The 26,595-nt window shown below is 63.4% G+C and carries 20 protein-coding genes and 2 pseudogenes; 7 read left to right on the top strand and 15 right to left on the bottom strand.

Annotated elements, in window-relative coordinates; all coding sequences use genetic code 11:
• Nucleotides 1-151: 151 nt before the first annotated feature.
• The 6 genes from L810_RS02685 (at nt 152) to L810_RS02710 (ending at nt 8,327) form a co-directional block, all read left to right on the top strand.
• Nucleotides 152-565: a PepSY domain-containing protein gene (locus L810_RS02685; RefSeq protein ID WP_081712787.1), complete on the top strand. Its 414-nt coding sequence runs from the start codon at nt 152-154 to the stop codon at nt 563-565.
• An 89-nt stretch (nt 566-654) separates the two neighbouring features.
• Nucleotides 655-2,046: a TolC family protein gene (locus tag L810_RS02690; RefSeq protein ID WP_042972920.1), complete on the top strand. Its 1,392-nt coding sequence runs from the start codon at nt 655-657 to the stop codon at nt 2,044-2,046.
• Nucleotides 2,047-2,095: 49 nt separating this feature from the next.
• Nucleotides 2,096-3,145 (top strand): efflux RND transporter periplasmic adaptor subunit, encoded by a 1,050-nt coding sequence (locus L810_RS02695; RefSeq protein ID WP_021156836.1) that lies wholly within the window; start codon nt 2,096-2,098, stop codon nt 3,143-3,145.
• The gene (locus tag L810_RS02700; protein WP_021156837.1) at nt 3,142-6,210 is read left to right on the top strand and encodes an efflux RND transporter permease subunit; all 3,069 of its coding nucleotides are present in this window, start codon (nt 3,142-3,144) and stop codon (nt 6,208-6,210) included. The genes L810_RS02695 and L810_RS02700 overlap by 4 nt, the downstream gene beginning before the upstream one ends.
• Nucleotides 6,211-6,297: 87 nt before the next feature.
• Nucleotides 6,298-6,963, top strand: coding sequence for a response regulator (locus tag L810_RS02705; RefSeq protein WP_042972921.1), 666 nt, complete (start codon nt 6,298-6,300; stop codon nt 6,961-6,963).
• Nucleotides 6,939-8,327 carry an ATP-binding protein gene (locus tag L810_RS02710; protein WP_021156839.1) on the top strand — a complete coding sequence of 463 codons (1,389 nt, stop codon included), beginning with the start codon at nt 6,939-6,941 and terminating at the stop codon, nt 8,325-8,327. Before L810_RS02705 ends, L810_RS02710 begins: the two co-directional genes overlap by 25 nt.
• A gap of 35 nt (nt 8,328-8,362) precedes the next feature.
• On the opposite strand, the gene L810_RS02715 is transcribed toward L810_RS02710, so the two are convergent.
• Nucleotides 8,363-8,698, bottom strand: a complete 336-nt coding sequence (locus L810_RS02715) for a DUF2127 domain-containing protein (protein WP_051392139.1) — start codon at nt 8,696-8,698, stop codon at nt 8,363-8,365.
• A gap of 57 nt (nt 8,699-8,755) precedes the next feature.
• Nucleotides 8,756-9,121, bottom strand: a pseudogene (locus L810_RS02720) (transposase domain-containing protein); the annotation flags it as partial.
• Here L810_RS02720 and L810_RS49930 point away from each other — a divergent pair.
• Nucleotides 9,108-9,491 (top strand): annotated as a pseudogene (locus L810_RS49930) (Tn3 family transposase); the annotation flags it as partial. The pseudogenes L810_RS02720 and L810_RS49930 sit on opposite strands and share 14 nt — an antisense overlap.
• 217 nt (nt 9,492-9,708) lie before the next feature.
• Here the strand turns inward: L810_RS49930 and L810_RS02725 are convergent.
• From L810_RS02725 to L810_RS02780, 13 genes are all read right to left on the bottom strand, one after another.
• A complete protein-coding gene (locus tag L810_RS02725; protein ID WP_021156843.1) occupies nt 9,709-10,311 on the bottom strand; it encodes a phosphatase PAP2 family protein in 603 nt (200 codons plus the stop codon).
• Between the two features lie 26 nt (nt 10,312-10,337).
• Nucleotides 10,338-11,543 carry an MFS transporter gene (locus L810_RS02730; protein ID WP_021156844.1) on the bottom strand — a complete coding sequence of 402 codons (1,206 nt, stop codon included), beginning with the start codon at nt 11,541-11,543 and terminating at the stop codon, nt 10,338-10,340.
• 140 nt (nt 11,544-11,683) lie between these two features.
• Nucleotides 11,684-12,025 carry a surface-adhesin E family protein gene (locus L810_RS02735; protein ID WP_021156845.1) on the bottom strand — a complete coding sequence of 114 codons (342 nt, stop codon included), beginning with the start codon at nt 12,023-12,025 and terminating at the stop codon, nt 11,684-11,686.
• 146 nt (nt 12,026-12,171) lie between these two features.
• A complete protein-coding gene (locus L810_RS02740; protein ID WP_021156846.1) occupies nt 12,172-14,217 on the bottom strand; it encodes a bifunctional DedA family/phosphatase PAP2 family protein in 2,046 nt (681 codons plus the stop codon).
• 42 nt (nt 14,218-14,259) lie between these two features.
• Nucleotides 14,260-17,367, bottom strand: coding sequence for an efflux RND transporter permease subunit (locus L810_RS02745; RefSeq protein ID WP_021156847.1), 3,108 nt, complete (start codon nt 17,365-17,367; stop codon nt 14,260-14,262).
• Between the two features lie 43 nt (nt 17,368-17,410).
• The gene (locus L810_RS02750; RefSeq protein WP_042972924.1) at nt 17,411-18,472 is read right to left on the bottom strand and encodes an efflux RND transporter periplasmic adaptor subunit; all 1,062 of its coding nucleotides are present in this window, start codon (nt 18,470-18,472) and stop codon (nt 17,411-17,413) included.
• Nucleotides 18,469-19,860 carry a TolC family protein gene (locus tag L810_RS02755; RefSeq protein ID WP_021156849.1) on the bottom strand — a complete coding sequence of 464 codons (1,392 nt, stop codon included), beginning with the start codon at nt 19,858-19,860 and terminating at the stop codon, nt 18,469-18,471. The genes L810_RS02750 and L810_RS02755 overlap by 4 nt, the downstream gene beginning before the upstream one ends.
• Before the next feature lie 79 nt (nt 19,861-19,939).
• Nucleotides 19,940-21,253, bottom strand: a complete 1,314-nt coding sequence (locus L810_RS02760; RefSeq protein WP_021156850.1) for a sensor histidine kinase — start codon at nt 21,251-21,253, stop codon at nt 19,940-19,942.
• On the bottom strand, nt 21,243-21,932 hold the full coding sequence (locus L810_RS02765; protein WP_021156851.1) for a response regulator transcription factor: 690 nt from the start codon (nt 21,930-21,932) through the stop codon (nt 21,243-21,245). The genes L810_RS02760 and L810_RS02765 overlap by 11 nt, the downstream gene beginning before the upstream one ends.
• A 288-nt stretch (nt 21,933-22,220) precedes the next feature.
• On the bottom strand, nt 22,221-22,793 hold the full coding sequence (locus tag L810_RS49710) for a DUF4148 domain-containing protein (protein WP_373453089.1): 573 nt from the start codon (nt 22,791-22,793) through the stop codon (nt 22,221-22,223).
• Between the two features lie 167 nt (nt 22,794-22,960).
• Nucleotides 22,961-25,369: an HAD-IC family P-type ATPase gene (locus L810_RS02770; RefSeq protein ID WP_051392141.1), complete on the bottom strand. Its 2,409-nt coding sequence runs from the start codon at nt 25,367-25,369 to the stop codon at nt 22,961-22,963.
• Nucleotides 25,370-25,516: 147 nt separating this feature from the next.
• Nucleotides 25,517-25,969, bottom strand: coding sequence for a hypothetical protein (locus tag L810_RS02775; protein WP_051392142.1), 453 nt, complete (start codon nt 25,967-25,969; stop codon nt 25,517-25,519).
• Between the two features lie 33 nt (nt 25,970-26,002).
• Nucleotides 26,003-26,595 (bottom strand): COG4705 family protein (locus L810_RS02780; protein WP_042972925.1); only part of this gene is annotated, 593 nt, incomplete at its 5' end.

Genomic DNA, 26,595 nt, shown 5'->3' on the forward strand with positions numbered 1-26,595 from the left:
CTGACCGGATCGCCTGAATTCCGTGTCCCTTGCGAGCGCTCGCCAGGCAGGCCGAATTTCACGTAGGAATCCGGCATAGCTAAGGTAAGGCTAAGTCTCTCGACGTACCGTTCGGCTTGCGCAAGTTCCTGCGCTTCGCCCAAGACGGATCATGTATCGCTATACCCGACTTTCTGTTCTTACCGTTCTGGTCGCAGCGGGTGTCGCCGCAGCTTATGCTGAGAACGGCGACGGGGAAATCGCCGCAATGTCGATCGTGCACGCACCCGTGACGCTCGCACAGGCTGCGACAGCCGCCGAACTGCACGTACACGGCAAGGCTTCGCGTGCGGAGTATGAAAATTCAAGGCAAGGCTGGGTGTACGACGTCGAGGTGGCCGGTGACGGCAAGGCATACGACGTTCGCGTCGACCCGAACAAGGGAACCATCCTTGCATCCACCGTCGACAGTGCCGATCGTGACGACCACGACACGCGCGACCCAGACTGCGCCGTGCATCGTCGACGCATTGATGCGATGCACTGGATTCGTTGCTCGACCGGAGCATCGTTAACACGCACTTAAGGTAGGAAACGAGAAAATTTTCATGTACGGGGCGACGCGGCACTATCGATTGCATTTCGCTTTCTAGTCTTACTACCTTGGCGTCAACAATGGTTGATTACACTCTGTCTAGCCGTTGGAAGTCGGCATCGTTATGCGTTGCGTTGTGCGGCTTCATCACCGGTTGCACGACCTATCACGCAAAGCCGCTTCCTCGAGCATCGACCGCGCTGTCTCAGCACGACCTCGATCGCTTCGAGATCGATCCCCGGAAGATGCCGTTACCCGAACTAGCTGCACATCGTTTCGATCCGTCCGCAGGCTTCGACATCGAGGACGTTGCGATGCTGGCCGTCGCAAACAACCCGGATCTGAAGCTTGCGCGCGACGACCTCGGCATTGCGCAGGCACAGGCCTTTTCTGCAGGTCTCCTACCAGATCCACAGATATCGGTTTCGAGCGACTTTCCGGGTGCCGCAGGCCTTGAGCGCGCGTTCAACTACGGACTGAGCATGGACGTGATGGCGATCATCTCGCGAAGTGCCAACCAGAGGTCCGCCGACGCGACTGTGCGAAAGACGGACCTTGGACTGCTGTGGCAGGAATGGCAAATCGTCGCTCAAGCCAAGCAACTTTATACAAAGACGCGTTATGAAGACGCCGTACTGCCGCTGCTGAAGCAGGCGCTCGATCTCGACCAGACGCGCTACACCCGGCTCGAGCATGCCCGGCAGGCCGGGAACACGACCGATGACGTCGTGAGTGTCGCATTGACGACATACAGCGACGCGCGCAAGCAATATGACGACATGGTTCGTGCCCGCGCGCAGACGCATCATGACTTCAACCTGTTGCTGGGGATTGCGCCCGACGTCGAGCTGAAGCTCATCGGTTCGAGCAGGACGAAACCGCTGGCGAGCGCGTCGCTCGAAGCCGCATTGGCAGCGTTGCCTAAGCGACGCCCTGACTTGATTGCGCTGCAGGCAGGCTACGAAGCGCAGGAGCAGAAATACCGCGCCGCGATCCTCAACCAGTTTCCGAGCCTGACGGTCGGATTCGATCGTGCACGTGACACGTCCGGCATCTATACGACCGGTTTCCAGATCGCGTTGAGCCTGCCGATCTTCAACCGCAACCGCGGCAATATCGCGATCGAACAGGCGACTCGTCAGCGTCTCGGCGACGAATATCGGGTCCGGCTGAATGCTGCGTACGCGGACATTGCGCGCCAGCGCAACAATTCGTGCCTCGCGAGCGCGCAACTCGCGCAGGACGAGGCAGCACTGCCGGCGCTCGTGCAAGCAGCCGGGCGCGCACGGAACGCGTTCGCGGCACACGATATCGCGATGGGGCAGTACGTCGATGCGCAGCTGGCCGCGCTGACGAGGCAGATTGATGCGGAAACCCAACGCGATGCGCTTGCCGAACAGCGTATCGGGCTGCAAGCGCTACTCGGCAGTGCGATCCCGGACGCATTCTCCACCGACTCCACTCAGCGTTGATCTCATGTCACCCGCTCCCGATTTTCCCCTCTCCCGCCGTATAGCCACCGTGTCCGTCGCGCTTGCCGTGCTCGCGCCGTGTGCGGGGCCCGTGCGGGCCGACGAACCTGTGACCGCATCGGTCAATACCGTAGCAGTACACCGAGAACCGATTTCTCAGCAGGTTCGAGCATACGGCATCGTCGCGGCATCGTCGTCGAGCGTCACTTCGATCAACCTGCCTTATGCCGCGCGCATTCGAAAGGTGCTTGTGCTGCCCGGCCAGACGGTAGCCCGCGGCGCGGCGCTCGTCGTGGTAGAAGCCGACCCCGCTGCGGTACTGGCAGCATCGCAGGCCACCAGCGCGCTGACCCTCGCGCATGGCGAACTCGAGCGTACGCGCTCGCTGTTCGACGCCGGTCTTGCAACGCAATCGCAGCTTGCTGCGGCGCGGAAGGCGCTGAATGACGCACAGCAGGGACTGGCAGCCCAGCATCAAATGGGGGTGCATGCCGGAAACGTGACGATCGCCGCGCCGTTTGCAGGCGTCGTGTCGCAGTTGACCGCACTCCCGGGCGATCAGATCCAGGCCGGTGTAACGATCGCGCAGATCGCGGCGGTCGCGAATGCGTCGAGTTGGCAAGCGAACGTGACGCTCGGTGTCGACCCGTCGGCCGCGGCGTCGATTCACGCGGGAGATTCCGTCGTGCTGAATGGGCTGTCGACCGCGCTTGAGCACGCTCATCCTGCGGGGCGAGTCGTCGTGGCGGGCGCGGCAATCGATCCGCAAAGCCAGCTCGTGAACGTCGGTGCCAACATACCGCTTGGCGGTACCGCGTTTATCCCGGGTACACGTGTGAGCGCCGATATTGCGACGCAGACCGGAACCTGGTGGGTGGTGCCGCGCACCGCAGTGCTGAGCGACAGGAAGGGGGCCTACGTGTTCCAGGTGACGCCGAAGCATACTGCGCAGCGCGTCGACGTCGTGGTGCGCGTGGAAAGCGGCAATCGCTATGGCGTTGACGGACCGCTTGACGCGGCGGAACCGCTGGTTGTCACCGGCAACTACGAGTTGCAGAACGGGATGGCTGTGCGAATGGCCGGAGGCGCGCGCCAATGAATTTCGGGCAATGGATGCAGATGCATCGACGATCGCTGCTGTTTGTCGTGGCGCTGCTTGCAGTCGCCGGCGCGCTGACGGCCTTTCGGTTACCGATCTCGTTGTTTCCGAACGTGTCGTTCCCGCGCGCGGTCGTTTCGCTCGATGCGGGTGACCGGCCGGCCGAACAGATGGCGACGCTTGTCACGATGCCGGTCGAAGAAGCGCTGCGGCGCGTGCCCAACGTGCGCGACGTCGAGTCGAAGACCAGCCGGGGATCGGCCGAGATCTCGCTCAACTTCGACTGGGGCACCGACATGGCGCAGGCGACGCTGCAGGCGCAGTCCGCAATTGCCGAAATCCTGCCGTCGTTGCCGCCCGGCACGAAGATGCAGGTGAGGCGGATGGATCCCACCGTGTTCCCGGTGCTTGCCTATAGCCTCACGTCGTCGCAGCAATCACTTGCGCAACTTCGCGATCTCGCGCAGTTCCAGTTGCGCCCGCTGCTGTCGTCGGTCGACGGCGTCGCGCGCGTCGAAGTGACGGGGGGGGCGCAGGACGAGTTGCAAGTCACCATCGATCCCGCCCGGCTCGCGGCGTACAAGCTGTCGGTCGAGGACGTATCAAAGGCGATCGGTGCGGGCAACGTGCTGATGGCGACCGGACGGATCGAGGACCACTACAAGCTGTACCTGGTCGTCGCGGATACCACGATTACGTCGCTCGATACGCTTCGCGACGCAGTCGTGTCGTCTGCGGGCGGCAATCAGGTACGCGTCGGCAACATCGCGACCGTGTCGCGCGGCACGGTTCCGCAATGGATACGCGTCACGGCGGACGGGCAGGACGCAGTCCTGGTCAATGTATTCCAGCAGCCGGGCGCGAATAGCGTCGCGATGGCCAAGGCGATCCGCGCGAAGTTGGCCGCTTTCGAGAAGCAGATGCCGCCTGGCGTGCACCTGGCAAACTGGTATGACCAGAGTCAACTCGTGATTGCATCGGCGTCGAGCGTGCGCGATGCGATTCTGATCGGCGTGGTCTTGGCTGCATTCACGCTTTTCGTGTTCCTGCGCAACTGGAAAATCACCGCGATTGCCGTTGCACTGGTGCCGGTCGTGATGAGCGCGACCATCCTGCTGCTCGATGTGTTCGGAATGGGTTTCAACATCATGACGCTCGGCGGGATGGCCGCGGCGGTCGGACTCGTGATCGACGATGCGATCGTGATGATCGAGCACATCGCGAGGCGCATGCGCGAGGCCGGCGCCCATGCATTCCACGGCCGCGTGATGAGCGCGGCCCTTGAATTCACGCGTCCGCTTGCGGGATCGTCGGCCGCGACGCTGATCATCTTTGTCCCTCTCGCGTTCCTGTCGGGCGTGACGGGCGCGTTTTTCAAGGCGCTGTCGATCACCATGGCGAGCGCGCTGTTCATTTCGTTTGTCGTGAGCTGGCTTGCCATCCCGATCCTGTGCGATCACTGGCTGACGCCCGCCGATGCGGAGGAGCATCGCGAGTCGCGTCTGTCGCACTGGATGAACACCCGCTATGCGGCCCTGATCGAACGAGTGAGCGGCAGGCCGTTGCTTGCGCTGGCAGGTGTGGTGCCGCTGCTGATCGTGGCCGCGCTGGCGTTTACGCGTGTCGGCAGCGGGTTCATGCCGTCGATGGACGAGGGCGGGTTCGTGCTCGACTATCACACGGCGCCCGGGACATCCATCACCGAAACGGATCGTCTGATGCGTGAAATCGAGACGATCATTCGCGAGAACCCGAACGTCGCGACGTATTCCCGGCGCACCGGCGCGGGCCTCGGCGGCGACCTCAACGAACCCAACAGGGGCGACTTCTTCGTGCGCCTGAAGTCGGGGTCCCGCGAGCCGATCGACACGGTGATGGAGGAGATCCGGTCGAAAATCGAAACGAACGTTCCGGGCGTGAGTATCGAACTCGCTCAACTGATGGAGGACCTGATCGGTGACCTGACCGCGGTGCCGCAGCCGGTACAGATCAAGATCTATTCGGATGATCCTCATGTGCTGGATTCGACCGCAAGGCGGGTAGCGGCGCGGATCGGAAAAATTCAAGGCATCGTCGACGTCGACGACGGCATCAATCCGGCAGGCGATGCACTCGACCTTCACATCCGGCCCGATGCGGCAGCGGCGGAAGGTATGGATACGCAGGCGATCGCGCAGCAAGTGTCGGATCTGCTCGAGGGTAACGTCGCCACGCAATTCCAGCAGGGACCCAAGACGGTCGGGGTGCGCGTGTGGGTCGCGAATGCGACGCGCACGAATGGCACGGGGCTCGGAGAACTGCAGATCCGCGCGCCTGACGGGCACCTGTTCCCGCTCGACCGGGTGACTGATCTCATCACCGTCAGCGGTCAACCGGAGATCAGCCGCGACAACCTGAAGCGAATGGTAGCCGTCACGGCGCGAATCGACGGACGCGACCTGGGCTCGACGATCGCGGACGTGCAACGTGCGCTCGGCGAGGCGAATCTGTTGCCGCCCGGCGTGTATTACGAGCTCGGCGGGCTGTATCAGCAACAACAGATTGCATTCCGCGGACTGCTTGCCGTGTTTGGTGCCGCCGTGGCGCTGGTTTTCGGCCTGCTGCTGTTCCTCTACGAGCGGTTCCGCGTCGCGCTCGCCGTGATGGCTATGCCGCTGTGCGCGACCGGCGCGGTTTTCATCGGTCTGTGGGTAACAGGCATCGAGCTGAACATCTCGGCGATGATGGGGATGACGATGATCGTCGGTATCGTGACCGAAGTCGCGATCTTCTATGTTTCCGAGTTCCAGGCGCTCGTGCGCGATGAGGGAATGGCGCACGATGTCGCGCTGCTCGCCGCCGGCCGCAACCGGTTGCGGCCGATCGCAATGACGACGATCGCCGCGATCCTGGCATTGCTGCCGCTTGCGTTCGCGCTCGGTCAGGGTTCGGCGATGCAGCAACCGCTGGCGGTGGCAATCATATCGGGGCTGATCGTACAGCTACCGTTGGTTTTATTGGTGCTGCCGGTTCTGTTGCGTGTGCTGGTTGCGGGATCCGGGTCGCCACGACTGTCGGACCATTGAACCGGTTTCCGATGCTGGCGACGTCGGAGACCGACGGCGAGCCAGGCGGTCAGCGTACCCGATCGGCTTACGACCAAGGGGAAACGAATGCGGGTGCTTTTGATCGAAGACGACGCGATGATCGGCGAGGCGGTTCAGGACGCATTGAAAGATGCGTCATACGCGGTCGACTGGGCGAAGACAGGCACGTCGGCATCCACGGCGTTGGAGAACCAGCACTACGATCTGGTGGTGCTCGATCTGGGCTTGCCGGGCAAGGACGGGTTCGACGTACTGACCAGCATCCGCGCGACGGGAAATACTGTCCCGGTCGTGGTCGTCACCGCCCGCGATGCACTCGACGACAGGCTGCGAGGGCTGGACGGCGGGGCCGACGATTACGTCCTGAAGCCATTCGAGATGGCGGAGTTGCTGGCACGTTTGCGTGCCGTGCTTCGACGCAAAAACGGCGGGGCGGCACCGACACTGGGCAACGGTGCCGTGTCGCTCGATCCTGCAACGCGCGAAGCGTCGGTTCATGGCGGCCCGCCGCTCCAGCTGACCAACCGTGAATTCGCGTTGTTGCGCGCATTGCTCACGCGTCCGGGGGCCATCCTGTCGCGCAACGATCTGGAGGATCGCATTTATGGATGGGGCGAGGAGGTCGAAAGCAACGCCGTCGAGTATCTGATTCATTCGCTTCGGCGCAAGCTCGGTGGCGAGATCATCAGAAATGTCAGGGGGGTGGGATGGATGGTTTCAAAGAACGCCTGAATACATCGATTCAGTTCAAGCTGTCCTTTACGTTGTCGGTAGTGATTCTTGCCATCGCAGCCTTGGCGGGCGCATTCTCGTTCGTCTCGGCACTCGACGAAGCGCATGAACTGCAGGACGACGTCCTGCGACAAGTGGCTCATCTAATGGATCGTCGCGCGCTTTCGCCGACGCAATCGGTGATGGACGGTCTGAGCAAGGACGGCGACGAAGAGTCGCGCGTGATCGTTCAACGGCTGGGTGACGGAATCGGCTCTTCGGTCGGTGTAGACGCTGGTGGGCCGTTACAACTTCCCCCGACGTTGGCCGATGGCATGCATACGGTGGATGTCGCGGGCGAATCGTTCCGCATACTCGTCCGCTCCACCGTATCGGGAACCAAGATTGCGGTCGCACAGGAGTCAGCGTTTCGTGACGAGATCGCGCGGGAGGGGGCCCTACGGACCGTGATGCCGTTTCTGGTGCTCATACCGCTGCTCCTCGTGATCGTCGCCGATCTGGTCCGCAAGATGTTTCTGCCGGTCACCCAGTTGGCGGCCAGGATCGATCAGCGCGACGAGCGGGAGCTTCACCCCATCGAGGTACGGGATATCCCGGCTGAAGTTAGACCGTTCGTCGTGGCGATGAACCGCTTGCTCGGTCGCGTTGCGCAGTCGGTCGACACTCAGCGGCGTTTCATAGCCGATGCTGCGCATGAGCTGCGGTCGCCGTTGACCGCATTGTCGTTGCAGGCAGAGCGATTAGCGGAAGTCGAGATGTCCGTCACGGCGCGGGATCGGCTTGCCGTCCTGCGACGCGGCATCGAGCGCGGCCGACGCCTGCTCGACCAGCTGCTGGCGCTGGCCAGGGCACAGTCACCCGATAATGGGGCGGCGGTCTCTTCGGTTTCCGTTCAACACGTATTTCGGAACGTGCTTGAGGACATCCTGCCGCTGGCCGAAACGAAGAACATCGACATTGGCGTGGAGGGAAACCACGACTGCCACGTATCGGCGACCGAGCTGGACATGACCGCCCTGGTCAAGAATCTCGTCGACAACGCCGTCCGCTACACGCCAGAGGGAGGGCGGATCGATCTATCGGTAGGGGAGCACAACGAGCGAGCGGTGATTCGGATCCGGGACACCGGTCCGGGTATCCCGCTCGCCGAACGCGATCGAGTCTTCGACCCGTTTTATCGCGCATTGGGGAGTGGCCAAATCGGATCCGGGCTTGGGTTGTCCATTGTAAGAACCATCGCCTGCAAGATTGGGGCCGAGCTGGACCTCGAATTTGCCGACCCGTCTCGCCAATGCGGGCTGATCGTCACGATCCTGGTGCCGATACCGGATTGCGCATCAGACAACCACCGCAGATCGCCATAAGACATCTCTCTGCAATTGAGTGCTGGCGATCTCGGCTACCGAAGACGCATGTCGGCCAGGTGGTCCGACTCGCCCGTCTCTGTGTGCCCAGATTGCCTTGGCGGAACGCGGGCACGTTTTTGTTCCTTTCTCAGGAACCGATACTCATGCAATGTCAGTACGGTGATTGCGACGCCGAGCATCGTGACGAGAAGTAGGGAACCAGCATGGGTAAATGAGAAGCGGTAAGGCTGGTACCCGATGAACACGCCGAATATCCCTATCGATGTCGGGTAGTACCAAAGACGCTGCCGAAGCAAGCCAATGATGAGCCATAGCTTGATGATGCCGTGTGCGAGCAGATAGAGCGCCGCGAATCGTATGTGATCCACGAACGACGTCCTTCAGAGTGAAGCTGTGAAGCGCTTGAGGTGTGGTAACGAAGCGCGTCAGCGCGGGTCGGCTGGCATTTTCCAGGGCAGCAACGCGTCGTAGTCGTCGACGCTCTTCGCCAGCGGTAGGCGTTGGAACAGCCAGGTGAGATAGCGATATGGGTCGACGCCATGCGCCTTGCAGGTCTCGACGAGAGAGTACAGATTGGCACTCGCGTGCGCGCCGTCGAAGGTATCGCTGAACAACCATCCACGGCGGCCGACGCAGAACGGGCTAATCGCGTTTTCGCAGGGGTTGTTGCTGATCGGCCAGTCGCCGTTTTCGACGTAGCGGATTGGTTTCGGCCACTTCGAACGCAGATAGGTCAACCCCTTGCCGAGCAGGCTCTTCGGCGCGACATCAGGTGACTGCTCGACCATCAGCAACGCGGCGTTCCGGCGAGAACAGCATACGCTCCTGAATCGCGGGGAGTCCGTGCATGAGCTTTAGCGCGCGATTTACACCGGCCGAGTGGCCCCCGAACGCGGCCGACGTCGTGATGAAATGGTTGCGATTTCGGGGGCACTGACGCTGCTGACGAACCTCGTGATCTCCTGGAACACTCAACGCATGCAGGCGACGATCGACGACTGGCGACACAAGGGGCGAAAAGTCGACGACGAATGATTGTGCCGGATGGGCCCGGCGCATTTTGCGCACTTGAACTTCCGGGGCACCTTGAGCTTTCCTATCGAACAATACAGCGACGTATTGCTGGCGGCCGCGCCCTGGCAACGCAGCACGGGGTCATGAGATCCGGTCGCTGTTCCAACCGATCGATGCCACGATGATGATTCTTGCCTGGAATGTCGGCTTGACGGTCATCCTGTTGATCGGTAGCGCGTGGCTCGGCGCCCACCTGTACCATTGGGTCGAGCCGCGTTCCTGATCCATCGCGTTCGGCACCATCGATTATCGTGCGGCCGGACCATTCAGGTATGGAGTGTCGGATGCCGCACTCCGCCGGGATTCAGCGTCGCAACCAGCCGGACGCGATCGGACGTGCCAGGAGTTTGCGGTACGTTAGGACGATCACCCGTGTCACGGCGTCGCCGGCGCGATGCCAGAGTGGCACGATCAGCACGCAGGTCGCACACGCGACCGCAGCCGCGCCGAGCATATCGAGCGGGAAATGCACGCCGAGAAAGATCCTCGCCCACGCAACGGCTACGCCGGCGAGCAGCGTCAATCCGCCCAGCATGCGCGCACCGCCGGCCAGCAATGTCAGGGCAATGCCGGCGAACACGGTCGCGTGATCGCTCGGGAACGAGGAATCCGGCGCGTGCGCGATAAAGGTATGCCCCAGGCCGATCATGAACGGCCGCGGATGCTGCCACGCGAGGCAAATCAATTGGTTCGCCCCGAGTGCGACCATCGCGACAACGCATGCCCGGACGGCCAGATTCCGCTGCATTTCGCTGCCCGACAGCCACACGCTCGTCAGCAGCATGGGGATCAGATAGATCAAGTCGTCTGCGACCACGGTCGCAAGACGGATCAGCCACGGCGGTGTCGCGGGCGTCGCGTTGATCATCAGAAACAGCGCCTGGTTGAATGCTTCGAGAGTGTTCATGGCAATGGGACCTGGATTGAAATCGATCAGCTTCGCGAGACCGTCGGCCGCGGCGCGAACCAGCACAGGCACAGCGGGATCGCGACGAGCGCCGCGCCGGCAAGGAAGGTGACGGACGCGCCGAAACGCTCCCACAGCCCACCGGCGATCGCGCTGGCGGGCAGCATGCACATGCCACTGGCCAGGTTGAACACGCCGAACGCGGTGCCGCGCAAAGTCGCAGGCGACGTTTCGGACACCATCGTCGCGAGAATGCCCTGCGTGAAGCCCATATGTAGTCCCCACACGGCGACGCCGATGAACATCGACGGGATCGACTTGCCGATGCCGAGCAGCAGATCGGCCGCGATCAGCAGCGCCATGCCGATCGCCAGCAGCAACCGGCGATCCAGCCGGTCGGAGAGGATGCCAACCGGATACGCCGACAGCGAGTATGCGAGACTCATGACGCCCATCACGGCGGGAATCCACGCAAGGTCCAGCCCCGTCTGCTGCGCGCGCAACATGAGAAACGCCTCGCTGAAGCGTGCGAGCGTGAAGGTGGCGCCGACGACGACAACGAACCAGTAGCGGGCAGGGAATTCGCGCAGCGCGCGCCAGTGCAGCGGCGACTGGAAGGTGCGCCGAACCGGCACATGGCTCGATTCGTCGATGCCGAACGCGATCAGGCCGATTGCAATAAACGCGGGCACCACGGCGAACCATATGACCGTGCGAATATGATCGGCGAACAAGAACATCAGCACGATCGCGAGGGACGGGCCGAGGAACGCGCCGATCGTATCCATCGACTGGCGCAGGCCGAAGCACGCGCCGCGAATTTCCGGCGGCGCCACGTCAGCCACCATCGCATCGCGTGGCGCACCACGAATGCCCTTGCCCACCCGGTCGAGCAGTCGGGCGGTTACGACAACGGCTGGAGTCCCCGCGAGCGGAAAGAGGGGTTTCGTCAACGCGGCCAGCCCGTATCCGAGAAGCAGCAGGACTTTGCGGCGCCCCAGCCAGTCGCTGATGGCACCCGAGAACACCTTGACGATCATCGCGGTCGCTTCGGCTGCGCCTTCTAGGACGCCGAGCGAGGCGACGCTCATGCCCATGGTCGTGAGGAGGTACACCGGCAGCAGCGCGTGGACCAATTCGGACGACAGATCCATGAACAGGCTCACGAAACCGAGCGCCCACACGGTGCGTGGAATGGCGGGTTTCTTGATCGCAGAGGTGTCAGGGGTCATAGGTTGCCAGGTGTCAAGAAAATCCGGTTGCAGAACGTCGTCGTTCGCCGATCCGCGCCGCGCGCGTGTTGCGCTTTCGACAATGGCCAGGCACGCAAACGTCGAGCGCTCCCGAACGTGAAGACGAATACATCACGGCATTATTTACCTCGCCACGTACCGCTATCCACCGTGCACACGGTCCGCGCGACGGCGTCGATGTTGCTCACTACGGGAATCGGCTCAAGCTCGGCTGCCGGTTCGTCGAACTGCCGAAGCACCTTGCCCTGTGCGTTGAGGAACTGGCCTCCGGTGATGCCATAGCGTGCGCCAGCGCAATCGAGCGCGAAGCGTGTCATGTCCGCTGCATACTCAATCCCGGTCGCGGTCTGCGGCGACGCGTAACGCGTTTTCGTCCAGACGTAGATGACACCGCGCGAACCCTTCGTGACCGATCCGGCATCGACAAGGATCTGCACGTCGGGGCTTGCGGCGACTGCCACGCAAGCAGGGCCTGCCGCCACACCCGTTGACGCAGTGATCCGGGCGACGACCAGCGTACCGATTATCCCTGGTCGCCGACCCGCCCGCTTTCCGGATTGAGTCGCGGCCGCTATTCCGGCCCGCCAGGCAGCACATCGCAAATTGATCATTTGCCCATCCGCGTTCCGGATGGCGTTTCGGGGACGGTCGGCAAGACCAGCACCGCGTGCCGAACCTCGCCGTCGTCGAGCACCGAGAGGCTCAACGTCTGCATGCCCGCAGGCAGCAGAGGGGGAATGGCAGCGGCATCCGGCCACGCGGTCTTGCCCAGTATGGCGAGATGCCAGGGCTGCCGGAAGGCCTCCTGATAAAGGGCGCCGTACCAGACCGGGACGTCGCGCGGCCCGCTGGTCCCCCCTCCGTTCGTCAGTCGGAAACGCGATCGCCAGAGCCGCAGCACCACGCGGTCCATCGGCCGGTCCGGATCGAACTTCGCGAAGGTCAGGTCCGTGCTGCGTCCTTCCGACAGCTTCGGCAGCACGGGCAACGCCGCCACCGATGTTCGGGGCGACAGCCACAGTAACGTAGACTGCGCGGACCATGCCGGCGCGACTCGCCAGCCGGCTGCTTCGAGGCGGTGCGCGATCGCAGAGGAATCGTCGACCCACTGCAACGGCAGCGCTTCTTCTCGATCGCCGCTCAGTTCGGTGCGGCGGGCCGGGAGTTCGCGCCAGCCACCGTCGCTCCACTGCTTCAGCGTCACCCCGGTTTCGTGAATCGCCGGCCGGTACCGGGCGAGCTCGGCCTGCAGATGCCCGGGACTCGTCCACGGACCAAAAATTGCGAGCACAACCATCACGAGGCCGGCCAACAGCCCCGGTCGGACGTCGTCCTGCACCCGCCAGTACGTGTAGAGGCCGGCCACCACCGCGAACCACGCAAGGCCCAGGCTCCAGCCGCCCAGCACATCCGCCAGCCAGTTTTCCCCCAGATACAGGCGAGCAAGCCCGGTCAGCGCGACCCAGACCGCGATGAGGGTGATGACGACACTGCGCCAGAGCGGCGCTCGACGATGGACCAGCAGCCAGCCGAGAAATCCGTAGATCAGGATGTTGAAGGTGGCATTGCCGCTCGGTAACGGAGCGTGCGTCATGGCCGCCTGCCAGTCGAACGGTCGCACATAGTCCGAAGGCTCGAGCACGGGACTCACAGCACCGGCGATGGCGACTGAGAGCGCCCAGTAGACCGCCGTGCGCCAGCACCGCCGCACCATCAACCAGATGAGCACGGCGGCGGCCATCACCAGCCCCGCACTCCAGGTGCTCAGTTCGACGATGCCGACCATCAGGTCGTCACCCGGCGCGGTGCGCAGCCCCTGCAGGAAACTGTAGATCACGGTGTCGGCGCGCGTGAGCGGATCGTGTGCGACCACATCCTGCAGGATGCCCAGAAACAGCCACACGCTGCCGATTAAGAGCAGCGCCAGCACCAGCAGCGTTGGCGATTCCGGGCGATCGGGTCCGACGACGCCCGACAGCCGCCTCGCCAGGCGCGGATGCCGGCGCTCCAGACGTGCCATCGCCCGCTGTGCGCCCACCCGGGCGAGCGGCATGCCATTCCGGATGGCAACGCGCGTCAACCGTACGATCAGCCAGAGCAGCGCAGCCAGCAGGAGCAGCATCGCGGCGAGGCGCCCGCTGACCGCTTCGGCGAGTTGGGCCGATGCGCCGAACACAATCCCCGGGCCGATGTGCGCGGGCGACCACGCCAGCGCGGAGGCGATGTTGATCGGATAGAACTTGTGTCGCGGCATCCGGGCCGCGCCGACCACCAGCGGGACGATTGCGCGCACCGGTGCGAAGAAGCGTGCCATGGCGATGCTTTTCCCGCCGTGCCTTGCGACGAACTGCTCGCCACGCGCCCAACCCGCCTCGTGCCCTTTCTCCACCCACCACGTGCGCACTTCGCGTGCATACCGGTGGCCGAGTTCGTAGCTGATCCCGTCACCCGCCACGGCACCAAGCGCGGCAACGCCCAGCGTGACCCACCCGTCCAGCACACCGGCCCCGATCAGCGCGCCCGCGGCAAACATCACGATGCCCGCCGGGACGAAGGTTCCCACGACGGCGAGTGACTCCGCGCACGCCACGCCGAAGACGATGACGAGGACCAGTCCGGGATGGGCGCCAATGCTGGCAAGCCATGCGTGCATAGTCGGTTCCGGTCAAATATGAGGTTCACGGACGGGCATGGCTTACCCATTCAACGACGCAGCCAGCGAGTCGCGGTCAAAGCGGCCGTAGCGCAGCGCCAGCGTGGGCAGCACGATCAGGTTCAGCGCGGTCGACGTAATCAGACCGCCAAGGATCACGATTGCCATCGGCCCCTCGATCTCGTTGCCGGCCGCGCCGCTCGTCAGCGCGAGCGGCAGCAGCGCCAACCCGGTCACGAGTGCGGTCATCAGGATCGGGATCAGCCGTTCTGAGGCGCCGCGCACGGCCGTATCGGCATTCCAGGGGATTTCGTCGACGTGCACCAGATGCTCGTAGTGGCTGATCAGCATGATCGAGTTGCGCAACGAAATGCCAAACAGCGTCACGAACCCCACCATGCCGCCGAGCGACAGGTTGCCGCCGGTCAGGACCACACTCAATACCCCACCGACCAGCGCGAACGGCAGGTTCACCATCACGAGCAGCACGCCGCGACGGCTCTTCATCGCCAGGAACAGCAGCAATGCGATGCCGATGATCGACATCGCCCCATAGGCGAGCAGGTCGCGCTGCGACTGCGCGCGCGCTTCGCTTTCCCCCGAGAACACTGCATAAGTGCCTCTCGGCATCGCGATCTCGCGATTCACGCGGGCCTGGGCTTCGCGCACGAAATCGCTCACCGCACGGCTACCTAGCGTCACGGCGACCGTCTGCATGCGCCGTCCGCCGTCATGGGTGATCTGGTAGCGGCCCGACACCTGGCTGATCGCTGCCAGTTCGCGCAACGGGACAGCGAGGCCCTCCGGATTGCGCAGCATCATTGCACCCAAGTCGCCGAGATTGCTGCGAACTCCGGGGGCGAAGATGACCGAGACGTCGTAGGTCCGGCCACCTTCGTAGGTTTGTGCTACCGTGGCGCCCTGGTACGCGCTCTGAATCGCATCAAGCACCTCTACCGGCCGGAAACCCCAGCGGCTCAACTGATCCGGTTTGAGCCTGACTTCGAGTTCCGGAATGCCGGGCGGCGATTCGACGTTCACGCTCGCGACGCCGTGGATCGTTCCCAGCAGCCGTGCGATGTCCTGTGCCGTGCGGTCGATCACATCGAGGTTGTCGCCGAACACGTTGACGACCACGGGCGCCGTCACCCCGGAAATGGTTTCGTCGATGCGCTCGACCAGGAAGGTGTTGACCGACGTGGACAGGCCGGGAAAGCGCGACAGCGTGTCCTGGATACGGCGCAGGGTCGCGTTCTGGCCGGCCGCGCCCATCGGTTCGAGGTCGACCTCGAACTCGCTCAGCTGCACCCCGACCGGATCGACGACCTCGTTCGCGCGGCCGGCACGCTGCGCCACCAGCCGCACCCCGGATACGCGCATCAGCGCTTGCGAGACCTGTGTGCCGATGCGCATCGACTCGGCGAGCGATGTCCCGGGCGCGAGCCCCATGTGCACGATGTAGTGTCCCTCCCGCAGCTCCGGAATGAAGTTTCCGCGCAAGAACGGCAGCGCGGCGAGCGCCGCGACGCACAGCAGCGCGACGACCACCATGACGGTTTTGACGCGCTGCTCGACCTTCAGCAGCAACAACGTGTAGCGTGCCTTCAACCACGTCAGCAGCCGAGGTTCGTGCGCCGGGAGCGGCCCGCGTGCCAGTAGCGAGAGCGCCATCGCCGGCGTGAGCGTCAGTGCGACGCCGAGTGAAGCCAGCACCGCGAGGATGTACGCGATGCCGAGCGGCGCGAACAGCTTGCCGGCGACGCCCGAGAGCGACAAAACCGGCAGGAAAATCAGCATTACGATGAAAGTGGCGAACACGACCGCGCTACGCACTTCGAGCGACGCGCGCAGCACCACGCGATAGGCCGCCATTGGCTCACGCCGGCTGCGATTCTGGCGTAGCCGCCGATAGATGTTCTCGACGTCGATGATCGCGTCGTCGACCACTTCGCCGAGCGCGATCGCGAGACCCCCGAGCGTCATCGTATTGAGGCTCACGCCGAACGAAGTCAGCACGATGATCGCGATCAGCAGCGAGAGCGGAATCGCCACCGCCGAGATGACCGCCGTCCGCGCGTTCAGCAGGAACAGGAACAGGACCGCGATCACCAACACCGCACCCACCAGCAGCGCGGTACGCAGATGGCCGATCGACGCGTCGATGAAGCTGGCGGGCCGGAACACGTCGGTGTTCATGGCGACGCCTTGCCGCTCCAGTTCTGGCTTCAGTGCGGCGAGTGACTTCTCGATCGCTTTCGTGACCATCAGCGTATTGGTGCCGTACTGGCTCTCGAGCACCATCATCACGCCGGGCTGGCCCATGATCGAGGCAGCACCGACCGTCGGCGCGCTGCCCCAGGCCACGGTGGCGACGTCACCGAGGCGAACGGCAGCGCCGTTGCTCCAGCGCAGCACGACGCCAGCCAGTTTCGCGGGCGTCGTGATCTGGCCATCCGCGTTGACGGCAATGCGCTGGTTCGCGTTCTCGATGAAGCCGGCACCGCGCACGCCGGTCGACAGGCGTGCAGCGGCGATCACGTCCTGAATCGACAGGCCGTAGCGCATCAGCTTCGCCGGATCGACCTGGATCTGCAACTGGCGCGTCTCGCCGCCGAAGACGATCGCGTCCGCCACGCCCGGAACGCTCATCAGCTGCGGTTTGACCGCCCATTGCGCGATGTCGTACAGATCCATCGGCGAGCGGGTTTTCGACGTCAGGCCGATGGTCCGCACGACACTGGTGGTGGTCGTGAGCGGCAGCAGCCGCGGCGGTTGCACGCCGGCGGGCAAGGTCGCGGCGAGCGCATTGACGCGCTCGGACACCAGTTGCCGGACCTGCATCACGTTCGCGTGCGCGTCGAACACCAACGTGACCGCGGACAATCCCTGCATCGATTTCGAGCGCATCGACTGCAGCCCGACCATGCCGCCGAGCGCGTTTTCGATCGGCTGCGTCACCAGCGTCTCGACCTGCGCGCTGGTCAGACCCGGCGCCTCGGTCTGCACGATGCTCATCGGCGGTGCAAACTCGGGAAACACGTCGAGTTTGGCGCGTGTGAGCGAATAGAGTCCGTAGCCGGCCGCAAGCACGGCCAGCGTATAAATCACGCCGCGAAAACGCAACGAGAACCGGATGATGGCATTGAGCATGGGCAGCCGTTGAATGTGTATTGTGCGGAACTCAATTCCCGGATCAGTCGTCGCATTCCGGCGGGTCCTTGCAAACCGTCGAAATGCCCTGCGGCTTCTGCTCCTCGGACAGCAGCAGTTGCGCACCCCGAATCACCACGGCATCGCCCGCGTGAAAGCCGTTCGTCACGACGAAGCCCTGATCGCCAGCGGAGTCCGCGGGCACGGCGCGGCGCGTAAAGCGATCGGCGGCGGTGCGCACGTAAGCCCACGGCTGTCCGCCATACCAGACAACCGCACGATCGGGAATCACGAGTGCCGAGGTGGCGGGCGCGGATGACGGGACGTGCGCACTGGTACGCGTTCCCACTGGAACGGGAATCGTCACCGTGTAGAGATACGGATTTCCCTGGATGGCCGGATCCCCCTGCGGCGAAGCGGAGAGTTTCTGCGCCTGGACGGGCAGCCCGTCCGGCGTGTCGACCGTGATGCGTGCCGGCACTGTGCCGCTGTAACCGGCGGGTAGCGTGACCCTCAGGACCACGGCGCGGCCAGCCAGCAGGCGCCGGAACAAATCCGAATCCGGCGTCATCGCGGCGCTCGTAAGCGCATCGCCGAATTGCTGGCGCATCGTCGCCTCCAGCCCCCCCTGAGCCGCGTCGGCCGACTGCAGCTTCGCCTGGTCCGCCTGCATCGCGGCCTGCGCGTCCTGCAGGCTCTTTTGCGAGACGTTCCGGTCATCCTCGAACAGCACGTGACTACGCTCAAACTGCGCGCGCGAATTGCCTGCCTGGGCGTGTAATGTGTCGAGATCCGCGCGCGCCGCAGCCAGCCGATTGCGCAGATCGAAGAGCGGTTGCAGGTCGATCACCGTCGCGTAAGCGGGCGTGTCGGCCTGGACCGCCGTCGAGGCGAGCGGCGCAGTATCAATGTGACTCGCGCGCTGCGCGTCTGGGCTGACGGTGACCACTGTCTCGCCATTGACCGTTCGCACAGTGGGCTGCGGAGCCACCTGTACAGAGGTCGGGGCCGCGGCGCCAGGATCGAGCGTCCGGTAGATGTACCGGCCGGCACCGGCCGCGAGCGCCACGGAAAGGATAGAAAGGAGTAGCAGTCGAGGCTTCATCGGGCCATCTCTTGTTGGGTTGATGCCGCGTTCGCCGCATCGGGTGTCAGTGGCCGCTGCATCGCGTCTTCGAGCGCCCCGGCCGCTTGCTGGGTGGCTACGACAGCATCCAGACGCGCGACCTCGCTGGCTTGGTAGTCCGCTTTCGCCTGCGTGAACGTCAGTCGATCCTCACTGCCCGCCGCAAAACTTGCGGCGTGGCTGTCGAGCTGTCTGCGCGCGGCGCCCCGGTGCGCGTCGGACAGCTGCAGCGCGTCGATGCTGGACCTATAACGCGCCAGTGCGCGTTCGAGGTCGCTCAGGATCATGTCCTGCAGTGCCGCGGTGCGAGCCGCAGCTTCCTTGCGCTTCGCTTCCGCCTGGGCGATGCCGCCCTGGTTCTGGTCAAAGATCGGCAGCGAGATGCCGGCGACGCCGAACGCGATCTTGTGAGTGCCGGTGTCGTACGTGTAGCCGGGCCCCAGGTGAATGTCGGGGTATTGCTTCGCAACCTCGAGTTGCAGCGCCGACTCGGCCGCCGCGTATTCGGCGAGCGAGCCCAGCAGGTCGGCGCGATGCAGGATCGCGTCGCGTTGTGCATCGGCCGCCGGTGGCGGGAGCGGTGCATGGTCGAAGGCGTCCATGTCGAGCTGGACGCCTTCGAGCGCGGACACCGGCACGCCGATCGCAGCGGCCAACTGCGCGCGTGCATCCTGTTCGATGCTTCGGGCGGCCGTCAGATCGATCTGCGCCTGCGTGGCCGCCAGTACGGCGGCGTCGACATCACGACCGGCGTTTTCGCCAACTGCGCGGCGTTTGGTGACCATCGCGACGATCTGCTGCCCGGCTTCGGCCTTACGTGACAGGAACGCGCTGCGTTCACGGGCCGCATAGAGCGTCAGCAGTGCGTCGCGCACCTGCGCGCGGACCTTCCACGCCTCGTTTCCGATGGCCAGGCGCGCGGCTTCGGACAGGTGCGACGCCTGATCGACGCGGTAGCCGCGCTTCCCCGCCGTCTCGATCGGGATATCGAGGGCCGGGCCTGTGGTGAATGGCTCACCCGGTCCCGGGTTCGGCGTGGCCCACTGGAACGGCAACTGAAGCACCGGGTTCGGGATCGCATCGGCGACGTCGATGCCTGCTTTGGCGGTACCCCATTGGGCGCGGACGACATCGAGCGCCGGACTGTAGTACCACGCCGCGAGCGTGAGCAGTTCGCGATTCCATCGCGGCAGCGGCCACGGCTCGACATCGTGGCCGAGCTCACGAACGAGGTACGCGTGCAGATTGTTGCTGTCCAGCGTTCGCTGCTCGAACTGTTGGGCAAGCTGGACCGGCGCGATCGGCTGGGGGTGATAGGTCGCGCACCCCGCCAGCAGGGCGCACACAACCGGCAGTGCTCGGCGCATGGGGCATCCGTGGGTTCAGTGGCCGCCCCTGTGGGCGGCTCGAGACCCCGATGCTACGCAACCGGTTGTGAAGTTTTCGTCAAGAAGGGATCGATCCGACATGGCGCCCCGACGAGGCGGGATTGGCCGGCGGCAGGCGGAGCGAGATACGGGTGCCCCGGCCTGGGCCGCTGACCACTTCGATGGCCCAACCATACCGGTCGCAGAGCTTTTTCACGATCGACAGGCCGATACCGAAGCCGGGGGCTGACCTCGGTGCATCCCCCGCCTGATAGAAGCGCGTGAAAACATGCGGCACCGCTTCCGTCGGAATGCCCGGTCCCGTGTCCTCGACATTCAGCCAGCCGCTTTCGTACACGAAGCGTATCCGGCCGTGGTCGGTATAACGGACGGCATTGTCGATCAGGTTCGACAGTACGATGGCAAGTGCGGACTGGTTCGCGAGAAGGTGAAGATCGCGGTCCAGATCGATTGCCGCATCAATCTGTTTGTCCAGTAGACGATCCGCGAACGGAGTCAGCGCGGTCTCAATCAGCCGCGCGATGTTCTGCGGTTCGATATCCTGCGCCGAATCCTCACGGGCCAGCGCCAGCAACGCGTTGACCAACTCGCGCATGCTGTCTGCCGCACGGTCGATCTGTCGCAGTCGCACCCTGGATTTCGCACCGATCACGGGATCCTGTTCGAGCAGCTCGCAACTCGTCTTGATGGTAGTGAGCGGGGTGCGCAGTTCGTGACTGATGTTGCCGGTAAATTCCTTTTCGCGCTCGATCATGTCCGCCATGCGGTGGTGGTAGTCATTAAAAACCCCGACGAGTTCGACGACTTCCGCTTCATCGTAACGCCCGGGATTGATCGACGTCGACTCCCCCGCACGGAGTGCCTTGACCTGCCGCGCGAAACCAGCCACCTGGCGCACGAGCAGTCCGGCAAGACCATATGCCAGCCAGATCGTCAGCAGCGCGAACACGCCCGTGCCAGCCATCAGCGCGTTGATCACCTCCTTGAACCGCTTTTCGTACGCACTGAAGTTGTAGACCCGGTACAGCCGGGTTGCGCCGAATGGCACGATCGCGACGTGAATCTCGCGACCATCCAGGATGAGTTCGTGCGTACCGTCGGGGAAGTGCACGATCGTGTCGGGTAATGCAACCGGCGTACGATCGGCTGCGGACACGTAGCCGTTCACGCGCGCGTCGTAGGGTGGCAACAGCGCTGCGTCGCTCTCGTATGAATTCACGACACTGGCAACGTCGTCGCGGATCAGCGCGCCGATCAGTTTCTCTTCCTGCGCTTCGGCGAGCGCTTTCACGCCGAGCGCTTGCGCGACGAGCAACAGGATCGTCACGGCGGAGAAGACCAGTGCGACCTTGAAGCGCAGGCTACGACGCATGGCCGACGTCCACCACGAGCCGGTACCCCAAACCGTGCACCGTCTCGATGAGATCGCTGCCGCCGTTCGCGGTAAGCGCCCGTCGCAACGTGTACACGTGCGAACGCAGCGTGTCGCTGTCCGGCATCTGCTCGCCCCAGATCTCCGTTTCGAGCTCGGCCCGGCCCAGGACCCGATTTGGGGATTGCATCAGAATGCGCAGCAGCTGCAGGCATTTGGGTGGCAGCTTGACGGGCTGCCCGCCGCGCTCGACGCCGAGGGTCGTCAGGTCAAGACGCACGTCCGCGCAGCAGAGCACGCCTTGGGTGACCTGCCCCTTGTAGCGCTTAACGAGTGCGCCAAGCCGCGCGCCGACCTCCTTCAGCGAGAACGGCTTGACCAGATAATCGTCTGCGCCGTGCCCAAAACCCTCGAGCCTGTCCTCGAGCGCGTCTCGCGCCGTCAGCATCAGTACGGGTGTGTCTCGGTGTGCTTCCTCGCGCAACTTGCGGCACAGCGTCAAGCCATCCATGCCCGGCAACGACAGGTCGAGCAGAATCGCGTCCCATGACTGGCTCAGCGCAAGCTGCAAGCCCGCAGGACCGCTCGACGCGGTATCGACTTCATAACCGGCACTCTCCAGATAGTCGTAAAGGTTGGCCGCGATACTGGCATCGTCTTCGATGACAAGGACGCGCAAAAATTTTCTCCCACAGTCGGCTGGCGATACCGATTGTGCCATGCGAGCGACCAGTCCCGGCATCCTTGACCTCCCCGTCGGAATGTCCATAGTAGGAACGTGGGGAGCGGTAACTTGACGGCTGCCGGAACAATTCCGCAAGGTCGCTTGTTATTCGTAATGGCTGCACGATGGAACGTAAGCGATCAATGAACGACACCCTTTCGTCGCGAGGCTGAATCGCAGAGGCTATCGTCCGGCCGGCGATGGATCGCCGGCCGGACGAAAAACAACGCCGTGGACAGCCCGTCAGTGATGAAGATAGATCGAGCGCGACGCAGCGTGTGTCGTGAGGGCATGCCCCGAGTTACTACCCGCGGATGGTGCGGAGCCGTAACCTGTTGTGTCGGCCTGGGCAGTCGACTGGGACGAGTTCAGCCGCGCTTGTGCCTGCTGGATGGATTGCGGATAGTGAATGTCTTTGCGGGCCGGGTTGTATCCGGCGTGCTCGATCTGAACGAGTTGTGCACGAACTTCCGCTCGCGTAAGACCTTGTCCCGCGAACGCAAATGCAGGAACCACCGCAAGTGCCAGCATGACGGTTCGAATGGCGAGTTTCATGGCCTTGATCTCCAGTGAGTTGGGAAGGGCAGTCACACGATCTGCGATGCCGTAGAAACAGCATGCGCCTTCCGAACTGAAGATAATGTTAACGATGACGTTGATGAGGCGGTTCGAGAGTGCAATGCGAATGTGCGGTGCGCGGGCCCAGGTGGGCGTTTCGCGCCGGCCTATCACAGCGGGAAAGGTGTCGGAACAAAAAAAGACCCGGACTCGCACCGGGTCGAACGAGCGCGGCGAACGACAAGCAACGAATTTCAAGCATTGATTGTTGCTTGCTGCGTTTACCGTCACTCTGCGTGGACGAACGAAACAAGAGCCGCACGGTATCGAACGGGCGCGGCATATGCACGTTGCCATGCCATACTTAAGTTATCCTTAAGCTGCACGGAAAGGGTAGAGCGAACACTGAACTCTTGATATGAGACTCAGCGAGCGATACGGTGCCCGAGTCCAGGCACTCGCCTGGCGAGACTCCTGACTTGATCGAGGAAAAGCGCGAAGCCTGCGGCAGCGATGCCGACGCCGAGCACCCACGGAAGGGGAAGCGCGGTCACGAGCACGCCTGAAAGCACGAGACCGCAGACAATCGCGGTATCGACAACCGACGAGAAGACCAGCCAGCGACTCGGTTTCGAGTCCCATAGATGGTTCTGCGCCCGGAGCACATAGATCATCGATTGGTTGCCGAACGCGATGGCAAGAAAGGCCAATGTCTGTACGGCGTGCGGCGGCAATTGGCCACCGAATGCACCGACTGCGACGACCCCTGCCGAAAACACAAGCTTGCATCCGCCGAAGAACGCCGCAGTAAAGACGATCTGCTTCATGTTCCAGTTCTGAGGCTCGCGTCGCGGCTCGACGTGGTCGGTGGTCAGCGACATAGTCAAGAAATCGTTGGTGACGAGCAGGATGATCATGATCATCGGTGTGATCACCGGTTGGTGTAGCGCGATGAGTCCATATGCCATCAGCAGCACGACCTCGATTTTCTTCACGAGCATGTTCAAGGTATAGGTGAGCAACCGGCGGAATGCCTTTCGGCCCTCAATGATGGCTGCAACGACCCCGGATAGCCCTGGCTCGGTAAGCACGATCGCAGCGGCTGCCTTTGCTGCATCACTGGCGCTCGCCACTGCAATGCCGACTTGCGCCTGACGCAGGGCAGGCGCATCGTTGACGCCGTCGCCGCACATGCCGACGATGTGACCGCTCACCTGAAATGCCTGTACGAGGTGATATTTGTCTTCAGGCATCACACGCGCGAATACATCGAAACCCGATAGCGCGGCCCCGTTGAATCCATCATCGTGCGGACCGGGCTCCGGGCGCAGTCCGACGTCTCGCGCAATAGCGGTCGCCGTCGCGGCCGAGTCGCCCGTTACCATGACCGTTCGTACCCCCAGATCGCGAAGCGACGCGATCAGGCTTGCTGCATCCTCGCGAGGTGGATCGCTGAGGGCGATCAGACCGGCTAGGACGGCTTGCGTGGCAGCGGCTTCCACCGCAACTGCGATGATTCGGTTCCCCCGGCTCGCCAGGTCATCCGCTTTCCGGCGCACGTCCGGCTCGACATTCGCGATTCTCTCGATGGCCTGCAATGCTCCCTTCGCGACACGCATCTGTCCACCGTCGGAAGCGTGGAAGCAGGCCTGCGACATCTTCGTGTCCGGATCGAATGGTTCGCGACGAGTCATGTGATCCTCGACGCCGACGTTGTCTCTCAAAGCTGCCGCTCGAAGGATCGCAGCATCGAGCGGCTCGTCGCCTGTCGGCTCGCAGGTCAGCGCCGCGAGGTGCAGGATCTGCTCAGTCGTGAAGCCGGGCATCGGCACGATCTCGGCGATTTCCGCCGTGTTTTGCGTCAGCGTACCGGTCTTGTCGGAGCAAAGTACGTCCATGGCTGCGGCTTCGTGGACAGCTGACAGGCTGGTCAGCAGCGCGCCCCGTCGACTGAGCGTAAGCGCACTGAGCGCGGCGGAAAGCGTGAACGTCGCCGGTAGTGCCACGGGCACCGATGCGAGCAGCATCGTCAGCGCGAGACGAAGCAATTCCGCTGTGGCGAAGCCGAGTTGGAGGGCGTAGCCTAGCGCAGCCAGTGCGACGACTCCGTTAATTGCGCCCAGGTTACGGACTGTTGCCAGCACTGTGTGCTGTTCGGCGCTCGGTGCACGCGCGATGCGCACCAGTTCGACGGTCCTGCCGAAATATGTGCGTGTGCCGGTGGCCGCGACAACGCCGAATGCGTGACCGCGCTTCACGATTGCACCGGCATAAATCGTTGCGCCGACCGAAATGTCCACAAGCGCGGATTCTCCTGTCAGCATCGACTGATCGGCGGCGACGGATCCGCTCGTCACGCGCACGTCCGCAGGGGAGACCGAACCGATCGGGAGTTCGATCGCATCGTCGGGCACGAGTTCGGCGGCCGGAATCCGGTGCCATTTCCCGTCGCGGCACACTCGGGCCGTCGGTTCGAGCCGCTTCCGCAGAATCGATAGTGCGGCGGAGGCGCGTTGCTCTTGCGCAAGAGACAACGCGATATTGAACGCAAGGAGCAAGCCGATGATTGCTGCCTCGATATAAGCACCGAGCAAGATTTGCAGGGCAATTGCGCCTTCCAGCAGCCATGGCACTGGCGCCCACAACTTGGTCAGCAAGAGTCGTCTGAAGGAGGGCAGCGTTTCGCCAACCACATTGGGGCCGAATCTGATCCTACGCTGCTGCGCTTCGGCGGTCGAAAGGCCCGTCGGGATGGCGGTCGTCGTGGATTCGGCCGCGGGTGACGCGTCCTGAGTACCCGCGACCGAGGATGACGAGCTTGCGGACAATGGCATGTCGCTGTAATCGAACGGCTCGATACACGGACAACGGCGGAAACCGCCTTCCGCGCTACCGAAGCACTGAATAGTCGGCTTGTGCGAGTGGACGCTTGGAGATTATCCAGCGTCGATCCCGCGGCCGTTGATGTGCGTCAATACAACTCAGGAATTCCTGCCCTCAAGCTTGTCGAACGTTTTCAGCAGGTCGCTCAACGCTGCCGTGCAATTGCCTTGAATCGGGTGATCAGCCCGCAGCGCTTCGAGGGCACGGTCGATTGCCTTGTCGAGTTCATGCCAATCCGCAGCCGCGCGCGGTTTCAAACCGGCTTCCGCGCTGTCCCACGCAACCTCCAGATCCTTGATGCGTGTCCTGCCGCCCGTGAGATCACCTTTCGCCACGAGAGTGGATACGTCGGTTGCGATTGCACGGAATTGGGAGAGGTCGCCGAGTCTCGATACGTTCGACGATGCGCCGCGCTGCGCATCGGTCGCGCTGGACGCCGGTGCCGCCACAGCAGGACTATCGGTTTGCTTTGAGCAGCCGGTGGCGAGAGCAAGCATCGTGCACGCGGTAAGCGCGACGAGCAGACGTGAAGATGCGATTCGATCATTCATGAAGAAGCCTCGCCTCGAGGTTTGTTAAGGAAGTCACTCGACCGCTTCTGCACGCGCGCGACTGCTGGCGCCGAACTGCGCGAAAGCGACGAGCACGATGATCACGGACAGGAACAGTAGGCTCGTCGATGCAGCACCCAGACCGAACCCGCCGTAATTGCGCGATTGGGTGAGCAGATCGCCGAGCGATGCACCGAACGGTCGCGTAAGGATGTACGCAATCCAGAAGGTGAGCACCGCGTTGACGCCGCTGCTCCATGCGACATACACCAGTGCAAGCAGCACGCCGAATACAACGGTACCCAGCGAGAAACCGAGCCCCAAGGCTTCGGTCGCGAGATCGCCCGCAGCGGTACCCAGTGCGAACGTGCACAGAATCGCCGACCAATAGAACAACTCACGCTGCGGCGTGTCGATTGCATCGATCGACAACGTCCCTTCGATCCGATACCAAATCGTGAAGATCGCGGCGAGAGCGACGGCGAACACGCCTGTGCTGACATACAGACTGACGCCGAGGCCGTCAGTGAGCAGATCGGTGATCTGGGTTCCGACGATGCTTACCAGGACGACCGTGAGCCAGTAGATCCACGGAGTGCAGCGTGAGCTAAAGTCGGAAGTGGTGT

It is taken from the genome of Burkholderia sp. AU4i (genome assembly GCF_000466765.1).
Taxonomy (GTDB): domain Bacteria; phylum Pseudomonadota; class Gammaproteobacteria; order Burkholderiales; family Burkholderiaceae; genus Burkholderia; species Burkholderia cepacia.

Excerpts from the sequence above, each read along its gene's own strand:
- L810_RS02770 (WP_051392141.1), bottom strand. The coding sequence starts at position 25,369 with ATGCCATTGTCCGCAAGCTCGTCATCCTCGGTCGCGGGTACTCAGGAC.
- L810_RS02685 (WP_081712787.1), top strand. The coding sequence starts at position 152 with ATGTATCGCTATACCCGACTTTCTGTTCTTACCGTTCTGGTCGCAGCG.
- L810_RS02730 (WP_021156844.1), bottom strand. The coding sequence starts at position 11,543 with ATGACCCCTGACACCTCTGCGATCAAGAAACCCGCCATTCCACGCACC.
- L810_RS02690 (WP_042972920.1), top strand. The coding sequence starts at position 655 with ATGGTTGATTACACTCTGTCTAGCCGTTGGAAGTCGGCATCGTTATGC.
- L810_RS02705 (WP_042972921.1), top strand. The coding sequence starts at position 6,298 with ATGCGGGTGCTTTTGATCGAAGACGACGCGATGATCGGCGAGGCGGTT.
- L810_RS02775 (WP_051392142.1), bottom strand. The coding sequence starts at position 25,969 with ATGAATGATCGAATCGCATCTTCACGTCTGCTCGTCGCGCTTACCGCG.
- L810_RS02740 (WP_021156846.1), bottom strand. The coding sequence starts at position 14,217 with ATGCACGCATGGCTTGCCAGCATTGGCGCCCATCCCGGACTGGTCCTC.
- L810_RS02725 (WP_021156843.1), bottom strand. The coding sequence starts at position 10,311 with ATGAACACTCTCGAAGCATTCAACCAGGCGCTGTTTCTGATGATCAAC.
- L810_RS02760 (WP_021156850.1), bottom strand. The coding sequence starts at position 21,253 with ATGCGTCGTAGCCTGCGCTTCAAGGTCGCACTGGTCTTCTCCGCCGTG.
- L810_RS02700 (WP_021156837.1), top strand. The coding sequence starts at position 3,142 with ATGAATTTCGGGCAATGGATGCAGATGCATCGACGATCGCTGCTGTTT.
- L810_RS02710 (WP_021156839.1), top strand. The coding sequence starts at position 6,939 with ATGGATGGTTTCAAAGAACGCCTGAATACATCGATTCAGTTCAAGCTG.
- L810_RS02745 (WP_021156847.1), bottom strand. The coding sequence starts at position 17,367 with ATGCTCAATGCCATCATCCGGTTCTCGTTGCGTTTTCGCGGCGTGATT.
- L810_RS02750 (WP_042972924.1), bottom strand. The coding sequence starts at position 18,472 with ATGAAGCCTCGACTGCTACTCCTTTCTATCCTTTCCGTGGCGCTCGCG.
- L810_RS02755 (WP_021156849.1), bottom strand. The coding sequence starts at position 19,860 with ATGCGCCGAGCACTGCCGGTTGTGTGCGCCCTGCTGGCGGGGTGCGCG.